This window comes from Pseudomonas sp. GD04158 (genome assembly GCF_029834875.1).
In the GTDB taxonomy this organism is placed as follows: domain Bacteria; phylum Pseudomonadota; class Gammaproteobacteria; order Pseudomonadales; family Pseudomonadaceae; genus Aquipseudomonas; species Aquipseudomonas hydrolytica.
In genome coordinates, this window is sequence record NZ_JAODYT010000105.1 from 1 (window position 1) to 10,498 (window position 10,498).

Consider the following 10,498-nt stretch of genomic DNA (forward strand, 5'->3'; position numbering starts at 1 on the left):
GCCACCTGGCTGCCGCGCCTGTTCTATCTGGCCGTGGCCGGCTGGATGGCTTACGGGCTGCTGACCGGCGGTGGATTCTTCCCGGCGCTGCCGGCGGGGCTGGCTGGCCGGTAATTTGCTGGTCAGGCGTACGTCGATCCGGTTGAAAGCTGAGCGCAAGTGCCCTGCGCTAACCTTCACCGCGTCTACGCCAATAGCAAAAAGACCAAGAAGCGATTCAACCGAATCTGGAATACGCCCCATGCCCATCCTGCAACGTGCATCCCACCATGAGCTGCGTAGCGCCTTCAGAGCGCTGCTGGCTTCCGAGCGCTGCTATCACACCGCCTCGGTCTTCGATCCCATGTCCGCCCGTATCGCCGCCGATCTCGACTTCGAGGTCGGCATCCTCGGCGGCTCCGTCGCCTCCCTGCAGGTGCTCGGTGCGCCGGACTTCGCCCTGATCACCCTCAGCGAATTCGTCGAGCAGGCCGCGCGCATCGGCCGCGTCGCCCGCCTGCCGGTGATCGCCGATGCCGACCACGGTTACGGCAACGCGCTCAACGTGATGCGCACCGTGGTCGAGCTGGAACGCGCCGGCGTCGCCGCGCTGACCATTGAAGACACCCTGCTGCCGGCCCAATTCGGTCGCAAGTCCACCGACCTGATCTCCATCGAGGAGGGCGTCGGCAAGATCCTCGCCGCGCTGGAAGCGCGCGTCGACCCGGAGCTTTCCATCATCGCCCGGACCCATGCCGGCGTACTGGAGGTGGACGAGGTGATCCGCCGCACCCGCGCCTACGAGGCGGCCGGGGCCGACGGCATCTGCCTGGTCGGGGTCAGGGACTTCGCCCACCTGGAGCAGATCGCCGCAGGCCTCAAGGTGCCGCTGATGCTGGTCACCTACGGCAACCCCGAGCTGCGCGACAACCAGCGCCTGGCACGCCTGGGCGTGCGCATCGTGGTCAACGGCCATGCGGCCTACTTCGCCGCGATCAAGGCCACCTACGACTGCCTGCGCGAGCAGCGCGGCGCCCAGCCGTGCGACCTCAACGCCACCGAGCTGACCCACAAGTACACCATGCCCGAGGATTACATTCTCTGGGCCAAGGAGTTCATGGAAGTCCGCGAGTAACGACAGGCAGCACTTGCACTTCGCCTGCCCCGGGCGCATATCTGTTCGGTAGGGGCGAGGAGGTGCAGCATGGCAAGTGGTTGGGCGAACGACGACGCGGTACAGGAACAGATCGACAGCAGCATCGAGGACGCCATCGCGCGTGCCCGCAGCCAGCTGCCGAAAGGCGAGAGCCTGCGGCACTGCGAGGAATGCGACGCCGTCATTCCCGAAGCCCGTCGTCAGGCGATTCCCGGCGTGCGCCTGTGCGTAAAGTGCCAGGCCGAGCACGACCGGGAAAACGCCGCCTACAGCGGTTACAACCGCCGCGGCAGCAAGGACAGTCAGCTGCGCTGAGCAAGCGGTACGGCACCTATTCGAGTCCTGATGGTCTAGTGCTACTAAGACCGTGACTCAGGAAGAGGAGGTGCCTGCATGACGATTTTCGAAGCCTTGCGCATCAGCCACGACATCCAGCGCGAACTGGCGCAGAAACTGATCGCCACCCAGGGCGACAGCGCCGAGCGCCACGCCTTGTTTTCTCAGCTCAAGCAGGAACTGGCCGTGCATTCGGTGGCCGAAGAACGCCATTTCTATATCCCCCTGATGCAGCAAGATGCTGGTGTGGATCTGTCGCGCCATGCGATTGCCGAGCATCACCAGATGGATGAAATGGTCGAGGGCCTGGAAGAAACCGACCCCAGCAGCCCGAGCTGGCTGGCGCAAGCCAAGGCGCTGGCGGAAAAGGTCGAGCACCATCTCAAGGAAGAAGAACACACCTTCTTCCAGATGGCCGGCAAACTGCTTCGCGACAAGGAGAAGCAGCAACTGGCCGGTGATTACCTGAACGCCTACGACCAGATGAAGCAGGCGTCCTGACAGACCAATGAGAGCCGGGCATAACGCCCGGCTTTTGCGTCAGAACAGGAAATACCGCTGCGCCATCGGCAGCACCTCGGCCGGCTCGCACCAGAGCAACTGGCCGTCGGCCCTGACCTGATAGTTCTGTGGATCGACCTCGATGTTCGGCAGGTAGCCGTTATGGATCAGGTCGGTCTTCTGCACCTCGCGGCAGCCTTTGACCACGCCGATCTTCTTCTTCAGACCCAGCTGCTCGGGCATGCCGGCGTCGAAGGCGGCCTGGCTGATGAAGGTGATGCTGGTGGCATGGCGGCTGCCGGCGTAGCTGGCGAACATCGGCCGGTAATGCACCGGCTGCGGTGTCGGGATCGAGGCGTTGGCATCGCCCATCAGGCTGGCGGCAATCGCCCCGCCCTTGAGGATCAGCGTCGGCTTCACGCCGAAGAAGGCCGGGCGCCAGAGCACCAGATCCGCCCACTTGCCCACTTCGATCGAGCCCACTTCATGGCTGATGCCATGGGTGATCGCCGGGTTGATGGTGTATTTGGCGATATAGCGCTTGGTGCGGAAGTTGTCGTTGCCGGGGGCGTCCTCGGGCAGGGCGCCGCGCTGTTTCTTCATCTTGTCGGCGGTCTGCCAGGTACGCGTGATCACCTCGCCGACGCGACCCATGGCCTGGCTGTCGGAACTGATCATGGAGAAGGCGCCGAGGTCGTGGAGGATGTCTTCTGCCGCAATGGTTTCCCGGCGGATACGGCTCTCGGCGAAGGCCACGTCCTCGGCGATGCTCGGGTCGAGGTGGTGGCAGACCATCAGCATGTCCAGATGCTCGTCGATGGTGTTGCGGGTGAAGGGCCGGGTCGGGTTGGTGGAACTGGGCAGCACATTGGGGAAGCCGCAGGCCTTGATGATATCCGGCGCATGGCCGCCGCCGGCGCCCTCCGTGTGGTAGGTGTGGATGGTGCGGCCCTTGAAGGCGCCCAGGGTGGTCTCGACGAAGCCGGACTCGTTCAGGGTGTCGGTGTGGATCGCCACCTGCACATCGTATTGGTCGGCCACGCTCAGGCAGTTGTCGATGGCCGCCGGGGTGGTGCCCCAGTCCTCGTGCAGCTTCAGGCCGATGGCGCCGGCCTTGACCTGTTCGATCAAGGGCTCCGGCAGCGAGGCGTTGCCCTTGCCGGTGAAGCCCAGATTCATCGGGAAGGCGTCGGCGGCCTGCAGCATGCGCGCCATGTGCCAGGGCCCCGAGGTGCAGGTGGTGGCGTTGGTGCCGGTGGCCGGTCCCGTGCCGCCGCCGATCATGGTGGTGACGCCGCTCATCAGCGCCTCTTCGATCTGCTGCGGGCAGATGAAATGGATATGGGTGTCGATGCCGCCCGCGGTAAGGATCATGCCCTCGCCGGCGATCACCTCGGTGCCGGCGCCGATGGCGATGGTCACGTCGGGCTGGATATCCGGGTTGCCGGCCTTGCCGATGGCGGCGATGCGTCCGTCCTTGAGGCCGACGTCGGCCTTGACGATGCCCCAGTGGTCGATGATCAGGGCGTTGGTGATCAGGGTGTCGACCACGTCGGCGGCGCACAGCTGGCCCTGGCCCATGCCGTCGCGGATCACCTTGCCGCCGCCGAATTTTACTTCTTCACCGTAGGTGGTGAAGTCCTTCTCGACTTCAATCCACAGGTCGGTATCGGCCAGGCGCACCTTGTCGCCGAGGCTGGGGCCGAACATGTCGGCATAGGCTTGTCTGCTGATCTTCATTGGCTCGTCCCGTAGGGTGCGCTGTGCGCACCGTTGCTATCTGTGTCGTTGCTGGTGCGCGCGGCGCACCCTACGAAAATTGGTATCTCAAAGATCGCCCATCACCCGGCCGGCGAAGCCGAACACCCGGCGCGCGCCGGCCAGATCGACCAGTTCCACCTCACGGCTCTGCCCAGGTTCGAAACGCACCGCGGTGCCGGCGGGGATGTTCAGGCGCATACCTCGCGTGGATGCTCGATCGAAGATCAGCGCATCGTTGGTCTCGAAGAAGTGATAGTGCGAGCCGACCTGGATCGGCCGGTCGCCACTGTTGGCCACGGACAGGGTCAGGGTGCGGCGGCCGGCATTGAGCTCGATCTCGCCGTCGGCAATCTGGTATTGGCCGGGAATCATGGGTTGCTCACTCCAGAATCAATTGCATAAAGGTCAGATCCAGCCAGCGCCCGAACTTGCGGCCGACCTGGGGCATCTGCCCGGTGGTGATGAAGCCGAGGCGCTGGTGCAGGCGAATCGAGGCGGCATTTTTCGACTCGATGGCGGCGACCATGACGTGCAGGTTGGCGACCCGAGCGCGCTCGATCAGCGCCTGCATCAGCGCCGGGCCCAGACCCTGACCGCGCTGGTCGGCGCGTACGTAGACCGAGTGCTCGACGGTGTGGCGAAAGCCCTCGATGGTGCGCCAGATGCCGTAGCTGGCGTAGCCGACTACCTCGCCGGCGGCGTCATGCGCGACCAGCACGGGAAAGCCGGCCGCCGTGCGTTCGGCCAGCCAGGCGCGGCGGTCGGCCAGGTCCACCAGGGTCTCGTTCCAGATCGCCGTGGTGTGCTGCACGGCGTCGTTGTAGATGGCCAGGATTCCGGGCAGATCGGCTTCGCCGGCATTCACTATCGAATAACTCATGAATCACGCAATCGGCTGGTGGACGGTCACCAGCTTGGTGCCGTCGGGAAAGGTGGCTTCGATCTGAATCTCCGGGATCATCTCCGGCACGCCCTCCATCACCTGCTCGCGACTCAGCAGGGTGGTGCCGAAGTGCATCAACTCGGCGACGGTCTGGCCGTCGCGCGCGCCTTCGAGCAGCGCGGCGGAGATATAGGCCATGGCTTCCGGGTAGTTGAGCTTGACCCCTCGGGCCAGACGGCGCTCGGCCACCAGGCCGGCGGTGAAGATCAGCAGTTTGTCTTTTTCTCTTGGTGACAAATCCATGACGGCTCCAGTCTTGGAGCGGGCAAGGCTGTGCCCTGTCCGCAATGGTGCTTCGGTCGCTTGGTGGACAGCGGCGTGCGCTGTTCCACTCTGGCGTGGCTGTAATGCAATTTGTAGGAGCCGGCTTGCCGGCGATTAGGCCTCTGCTGATCGCCGGCAAGCCGGCTCCTACCTGTTCGTTGTGCTCAGGTACTCCAGATTCGCGGCGGCACCGCCTCGCGCCCCAGCAGGGCCGGGCGCAACAGGCGCCACAGGGCGATCAGCCAGGCACGCCCCTTGAGTGCTTCGCTGGCCAGACAGCGGGCGACCAGCAGGCCCGCGAGCTGGCTGAGATCGCCACGTACGCCTTCGATCTTCAGTTCGCGGCAGCGCTCGAGTAAATCACTGTCCACCTCGCCACTGACCAGCAGGGTGGCGAAGACCGGCTGGCCGTTCAGGCCGATGGGCGAGTCGAGCAGGCCGTCGCCGCCGCTCACGCGCTGGCGCTCGTGCCACAGCAACCTGCCGTCACGGCGAACATCCAGCGCGGCCTGAAAGTGGCCGCTGGCAAAGCGCTCGTCGGCGGCGGGGCGGCCGAGGGCGACGATATCCCAGTACAGCAGGCGGGCGTCGCCGTGCAGCTCGATCTGCGTGTGCAGTTCGGCCTGGGCGCCGGCATAGACGATGGTTTCCTGCGGCAGCCATTCCAGGGTGGCACCGGCCTCGACGCGCAGGCGCAGATCCTGGCGGGCGACGCCGGCGGCGCGGTACCACTTGGCTGCGCCGGGGCTGGTGAGCTGCACCCAGGTGCGTTCGCCGGCATGGGCCGAGATGTCCAGGCGGTCGCCACCGGCGATGCCGCCGGGCGGGTGGACGATGATGTGCTGGCACACCTCCGGCCCCTCGGCGTGGAGGTGTTTCTGCACCCGGAGAGGGCCAAGATGGCGCCTGCGCACCGGCGTGGTGCGTTCGCCGTGGCGCGCGTAAGCCAGCTCCAGCTCGGCGGGCCAGCTGGGCGTGAACAGGGCGGCAGGCAGATTCATGGCAGGGCAGGTTCCACGCAATAGTTGACCGAGTGGGCAAGCAAGAGGCGTGCCTCGAACCAATTCGGTGCGTGTGGCGCGGCATGCGGCCACACACCCACGTAGGGTGTCGCGGGGCCGCCTAGGCCGTGCGCACCAGGGCAGCGAGACGTTCGCGGTAACCGTCCGCCGTGCGAACCCCGCCTGCGAGCGGCAGCAGGGTCCCTATGCCTTGAGAGGACCGCGGGGCGCACCCTACTAGATGGCCACCAGTCCGCGTACGCCCTCGGCTTCCATGTTCTCGCCGCGGCCCTGCTGGACGATCTCGCCGCGGCTCATCACCAGGTACTGGTCGGCCAGTTCGGCGGCGAAGTCGTAGAACTGCTCCACCAGCAGGATGGCCATGTCGCCACGGGCGGCGAGCTTCTTGATCACCGCGCCGATCTCCTTGATCACCGAGGGCTGGATGCCTTCGGTGGGTTCGTCGAGGATCAACAGGCGCGGCTGGCTGGCCAGGGCGCGGCCGATGGCCAGCTGTTGCTGCTGACCACCGGACAGGTCGCCGCCACGGCGATGCTTCATTTCGCGCAACACCGGGAAGAGTTCGTAGATGAACGCCGGCACTTCCTTGGCCTGGCTGCCGGGAAAGCGTGACAGGCCCATCAGCAGGTTCTCTTCCACCGTCAGGCGACCGAAGATCTCGCGGCCCTGGGGCACGTAGGCGATGCCGGCGTGTACGCGCTGGTGCGGCTTGTAGGTGGTGATGGCCTTGCCTTCCCATTGCACATGGCCGTCCTTGGCCGGGATCAGGCCCATCAGGCACTTGAGCAGGGTAGTCTTGCCCACGCCGTTGCGGCCGAGCAGGCAGGTGACCTCGCCGACCTTCACGTCGAACGACAGGCCACGGAGGATGTGGCTGCCGCCGTAATACTGGTGGAGTTGTTGGACTTGCAGCATATCGATGTCCTTAGCATGCGGTGCGCGCGGCGCACCCTACGGGATGAAATGCACCGCGCCGGGTAGGGTGCGCTGTGCGCACCGACTGTCAGCGACCCAGATAAACCTCGATCACCCGCTCGTCGTTCTGTACCTGCTCCAGCGAGCCTTCGGCCAGCACGCTGCCCTGGTGCAGCACGGTGACGTGGTCGGCGATGGAGCCGACGAAGCCCATGTCGTGCTCGACCACCATCAGCGAGTGCTTGCGTGCCAGGGACTTGAACAGCTCGGCGGTGAACTCGGTTTCGGCGTCGGTCATGCCCGCCACCGGCTCGTCGAGCAGCAGCAGGTGCGGCTCCTGCACCAGCAGCATGCCGATCTCGAGGAACTGCTTCTGGCCGTGGGAAAGCAGGCCGGCCGGGCGATGGCGCGAGGCTTCCAGGCGGATGGTGCTCAGCACTTCCTCGATGTGATCCTTCTGCTCGCCGTTGAGCCTGGCGCGCAGGCTGGCCCACACCGACTTGTTGGTCTTCTGCGCCAGCTCCAGGTTCTCGAACACCGTCAGCGCTTCGAACACCGTGGGCTTCTGGAACTTGCGGCCGATGCCGGCCTGGGCGATCTGCACCTCGCTCATGCTGGTGAGGTCGTACTGTTCGCCGAAGTAGGCGACGCCGTTGTCCGGGCGGGTCTTGCCGGTGATCACGTCCATCATGGTGGTTTTGCCGGCGCCGTTGGGGCCGATGATGCAACGCAGCTCACCGACGCCGATGTACAGGGTCAGGTTGGTCAGCGCCTTGAAGCCATCGAAGCTGACGTTGATGTCTTCCAGGGTGAGGATGGTGCCATGGCGGACGTTGACGCCCTTGCCGACGTTCTTGCCGGTATCCAGCGCCAGGCCGGTGGGGTCGAAGGCGGCTTCGAGCATGGTCTCGGGCAGGGGAGTGGCTCTCATTGATCCTTCTCCTTCTTCAGCAGGCCGATCATTCCCTTGGGTAGAAAGAGGGTGACGACGATAAACAGCGCGCCCAGGGCGAACAGCCAGTACTCGGGGAAGGCCACGGTGAACCAGCTCTTCATGCCGTTGACGATACCGGCGCCGAGCAGCGGACCGATCAGCGTGCCACGACCACCGAGGGCGACCCACACGGCGGCTTCGATGGACTGGGTCGGCGCCATCTCGCTGGGGTTGATGATGCCCACCTGGGGCACGTACAGCGCGCCGGCCAGGCCGCACAGCACAGCGGATAGCACCCAGATAAACAGCTTGTAGCCGAGCGGATCGTAGCCGCAGAACATCAGGCGGTTCTCGGCGTCACGCAGGGCGGTCAGCACGCGGCCGAACTTGCTGCGCGCCAGGCGAAAGCCCAGGTACAGGCTGCCCACCAGCAGCACCACGGTGGCGAAGAACAGCGCGGCACGGGTGCCCTGCGCGGTGATGTCGAAGCCGAGAATGCGGGTGAAACCGGTAAAGCCGTTGTTGCCGCCGAAGCCGGTTTCGTTACGGAAGAACAAGAGCATGCCGGCAAAGGTCAGCGCCTGGGTCATGATCGAGAAGTACACGCCCTTGATCCGCGAGCGGAAGGCGAAGAAACCGAACACCAGGGCCAGCAGGCCGGGCGCCAGTACCACCAGGCACATCGCCCAGAGAAAACTCGAGGTGCCGTACCAGTACCAGGGCAGCTCGCTCCAGGCCAGGAAGCTCATAAAGGCCGGCAGCCCGTCGCCGGCCGACTGGCGCATCAGGTACATGCCCATGGCATAACCGCCGAGGGCGAAGAACAGGCCGTGGCCCAGCGACAGCATGCCGGCGTAGCCCCAGACCAGGTCCAGCGCCAGGGCGACGATGGCGTAGCAGAGGATCTTGCCCACCAGCGTCAGGGCGTAGGCAGAGACGTGCAGGGCATGATCGGACGGCAGCAGGTGCAGCAGCGGCATGGCGAGCAGCACGGCCAGCACCAGCAGGCCGATGGCCAGCGAAACCTGTGGGCCGAGCTTGGCGCTGGCGCGGGCCAGTAGGCTCTTGTTAACAGGCATGGGATTCAGTGGCATGGTCATCAGTCGATCACCCTTCCTTTCAGTGCGAACAGACCCTGCGGGCGTTTCTGAATAAACAGAATGATCAGCGCGAGGATGAGGATCTTGCCGAGCACCGCACCGATCTGCGGTTCGAGGAACTTGTTCACCACGCCCAGGCCGAAGGCCGCCAGCACGCTACCGGCCAACTGGCCGACGCCGCCGAGCACCACCACCAGGAAGGAGTCGATGATGTAGCTCTGACCCAGGTCCGGACCGACGTTGCCGATCTGGCTCAGCGCCACGCCGCCGAGGCCGGCGATGCCCGAACCGAGGCCGAAGGCGAGCATGTCCACGCGCCCGGTGGGCACGCCGCAGCAGGCGGCCATGTTGCGGTTCTGCGTCACCGCGCGCACGTTCAGGCCCAGGCGCGTCTTGTTCAGCAGCAGCCATGTAAGGACCACGACGAACAGGGCGAAGCCGATGATGACGATGCGGTTGTACGGCAGCACCAGGTTGGGCAGCACCTGCACGCCGCCGGACAGCCAGGCGGGGTTGGCCACCTCGACGTTCTGCGCGCCGAAGGTGACGCGCACCAGCTGGATGAGGATCAGGCTGATACCCCAGGTGGCCAGCAGGGTTTCCAGCGGGCGGCCGTAGAGATGGCGGATCACCGTGCGCTCCAGCACCATGCCGATGCAGGCGGTGACCAGAAAGGCGATGGGCAGCGCGGCCAGCGGGTAGAGCGTGAGGTATTCGGGGGCCAGGCGCTGGAAGCTCAGCTGCACCACATAGGTGGTGTAGGCACCGAGCATCAGCATCTCGCCGTGGGCCATGTTGATCACCCCGAGCAAGCCGAAGGTGATGGCCAGACCCAGGGCGGCGAGCAGCAGGATCGAACCCAGCGACAGGCCACTGAAGGCCTGGCCGAGCAGTTCGCCGATCAGCAGTTTGTTCTTCACCTGGGCCAGGCTTTTCTCGGCGGCGGCGCGCACGGCGGCATCGCTTTCCTCGCCATCGAGCAGGCTTTGCAGACGCGTGCGGGCCAGCGGGTCGCCGGTCTTGCCGAGGCGCTCCACGGCGGCCAGGCGCACGGTCGGGTCGCTGGCCTCCAGCTGCAGGTTGGCCAGGGCCAGGGTAATGGCGTCCCGCACGGTTTCATCGGCTTCGATGCTCAACCGGCTTTCCAGCAGCGGCAGCAGTGCCGGCGGCGTATTGCGTTGCAACTGCTTGGCGGCGGCCAGGCGCGCGGCGGCATCGTCAGCGAGCAACTGATGGCTGGCCATGGCCACGCCCAGCAGGCCGCGCAGACGGTTGTTCAGACGCAGTTTGCGCGGCGTGCCGTTGGCCTTGGCTGCGCCATCGGCGGCCTGCCAGGTGCCGCTCTGTTCGATGAAGGCTCGCTTGTCGGCATCGCTGCCGACGCGGCCCTGCTGCAGGGCCTGCAGCAGTGGCAGGCGTTCGGCATTGGGCGCGGCGGCCCAGTCCTGCAGCAGCTTGGCCTGCTTGCCGGCGTTGGCAGCGACGAAATCGTCGGCCTCGCCAGCCTGCGCCGCCAGGGGCAGCCACAGCAGCAGGCTCAGGAGAATTCGGGTAATGGCAGTGGGCATAAGGGTGTCCTTGGCGTAG

At 65.7% G+C, this 10,498-nt stretch carries 12 protein-coding genes; 3 read left to right on the top strand and 9 right to left on the bottom strand.

Annotated elements, in window-relative coordinates:
* Positions 1–250: 250 nt before the first annotated feature.
* The 3 genes from N7333_RS22495 to N7333_RS22505 all read left to right on the top strand — a co-directional run bounded on the left by N7333_RS22495 (position 251) and on the right by N7333_RS22505 (position 1,972).
* The gene (locus tag N7333_RS22495; protein WP_090428073.1) at positions 251–1,114 is read left to right on the top strand and encodes an oxaloacetate decarboxylase; all 864 of its coding nucleotides are present in this window, start codon (positions 251–253) and stop codon (positions 1,112–1,114) included.
* Positions 1,115–1,183: 69 nt separating this feature from the next.
* Positions 1,184–1,450 (top strand): DksA/TraR family C4-type zinc finger protein, encoded by a 267-nt coding sequence (locus N7333_RS22500; protein ID WP_003246891.1) that lies wholly within the window; start codon positions 1,184–1,186, stop codon positions 1,448–1,450.
* 78 nt (positions 1,451–1,528) lie between these two features.
* A complete protein-coding gene (locus N7333_RS22505; RefSeq protein ID WP_129482808.1) occupies positions 1,529–1,972 on the top strand; it encodes a hemerythrin domain-containing protein in 444 nt (147 codons plus the stop codon).
* A gap of 39 nt (positions 1,973–2,011) precedes the next feature.
* On the opposite strand, the gene ureC is transcribed toward N7333_RS22505, so the two are convergent.
* The 9 genes from ureC to urtB all read right to left on the bottom strand — a co-directional run bounded on the left by ureC (position 2,012) and on the right by urtB (position 10,479).
* On the bottom strand, positions 2,012–3,712 hold the full coding sequence (ureC, locus tag N7333_RS22510) for an urease subunit alpha (RefSeq protein ID WP_129482809.1): 1,701 nt from the start codon (positions 3,710–3,712) through the stop codon (positions 2,012–2,014).
* A gap of 87 nt (positions 3,713–3,799) precedes the next feature.
* A complete protein-coding gene (locus N7333_RS22515) occupies positions 3,800–4,105 on the bottom strand; it encodes an urease subunit beta (RefSeq protein ID WP_011920876.1) in 306 nt (101 codons plus the stop codon).
* Positions 4,106–4,112: 7 nt separating this feature from the next.
* Entirely contained in the window at positions 4,113–4,613 is a 501-nt protein-coding gene (locus N7333_RS22520; protein WP_129482810.1) for a GNAT family N-acetyltransferase, read from the bottom strand.
* Between the two features lie 3 nt (positions 4,614–4,616).
* A complete protein-coding gene (gene ureA / locus N7333_RS22525; protein ID WP_003246897.1) occupies positions 4,617–4,919 on the bottom strand; it encodes an urease subunit gamma in 303 nt (100 codons plus the stop codon).
* Positions 4,920–5,104: 185 nt separating this feature from the next.
* Positions 5,105–5,941, bottom strand: coding sequence for an urease accessory protein UreD (locus tag N7333_RS22530; protein WP_129482811.1), 837 nt, complete (start codon positions 5,939–5,941; stop codon positions 5,105–5,107).
* A 237-nt stretch (positions 5,942–6,178) separates the two neighbouring features.
* A complete protein-coding gene (urtE, locus tag N7333_RS22535; RefSeq protein WP_129482812.1) occupies positions 6,179–6,877 on the bottom strand; it encodes an urea ABC transporter ATP-binding subunit UrtE in 699 nt (232 codons plus the stop codon).
* A gap of 88 nt (positions 6,878–6,965) precedes the next feature.
* A complete protein-coding gene (gene urtD, locus N7333_RS22540; protein WP_129482813.1) occupies positions 6,966–7,808 on the bottom strand; it encodes an urea ABC transporter ATP-binding protein UrtD in 843 nt (280 codons plus the stop codon).
* Positions 7,805–8,890, bottom strand: coding sequence for an urea ABC transporter permease subunit UrtC (gene urtC / locus N7333_RS22545; RefSeq protein WP_177491158.1), 1,086 nt, complete (start codon positions 8,888–8,890; stop codon positions 7,805–7,807). The genes urtD and urtC overlap by 4 nt, the downstream gene beginning before the upstream one ends.
* A 20-nt stretch (positions 8,891–8,910) precedes the next feature.
* Positions 8,911–10,479 carry an urea ABC transporter permease subunit UrtB gene (gene urtB / locus N7333_RS22550; RefSeq protein WP_129482815.1) on the bottom strand — a complete coding sequence of 523 codons (1,569 nt, stop codon included), beginning with the start codon at positions 10,477–10,479 and terminating at the stop codon, positions 8,911–8,913.
* Positions 10,480–10,498 lie beyond the last annotated feature (19 nt).

Bases quoted from the DNA above. Each gene is read 5' to 3' on its own strand.
- N7333_RS22500 (WP_003246891.1), top strand. From the start codon at position 1,184: ATGGCAAGTGGTTGGGCGAACGACGACGCGGTACAGGAACAGATCGAC.
- N7333_RS22505 (WP_129482808.1), top strand. From the start codon at position 1,529: ATGACGATTTTCGAAGCCTTGCGCATCAGCCACGACATCCAGCGCGAA.
- ureC (WP_129482809.1), bottom strand. From the start codon at position 3,712: ATGAAGATCAGCAGACAAGCCTATGCCGACATGTTCGGCCCCAGCCTC.
- N7333_RS22515 (WP_011920876.1), bottom strand. From the start codon at position 4,105: ATGATTCCCGGCCAATACCAGATTGCCGACGGCGAGATCGAGCTCAAT.
- N7333_RS22520 (WP_129482810.1), bottom strand. From the start codon at position 4,613: ATGAGTTATTCGATAGTGAATGCCGGCGAAGCCGATCTGCCCGGAATC.
- ureA (WP_003246897.1), bottom strand. From the start codon at position 4,919: ATGGATTTGTCACCAAGAGAAAAAGACAAACTGCTGATCTTCACCGCC.
- N7333_RS22530 (WP_129482811.1), bottom strand. From the start codon at position 5,941: ATGAATCTGCCTGCCGCCCTGTTCACGCCCAGCTGGCCCGCCGAGCTG.
- urtE (WP_129482812.1), bottom strand. From the start codon at position 6,877: ATGCTGCAAGTCCAACAACTCCACCAGTATTACGGCGGCAGCCACATC.
- urtD (WP_129482813.1), bottom strand. From the start codon at position 7,808: ATGAGAGCCACTCCCCTGCCCGAGACCATGCTCGAAGCCGCCTTCGAC.
- urtC (WP_177491158.1), bottom strand. From the start codon at position 8,890: ATGCCTGTTAACAAGAGCCTACTGGCCCGCGCCAGCGCCAAGCTCGGC.
- urtB (WP_129482815.1), bottom strand. From the start codon at position 10,479: ATGCCCACTGCCATTACCCGAATTCTCCTGAGCCTGCTGCTGTGGCTG.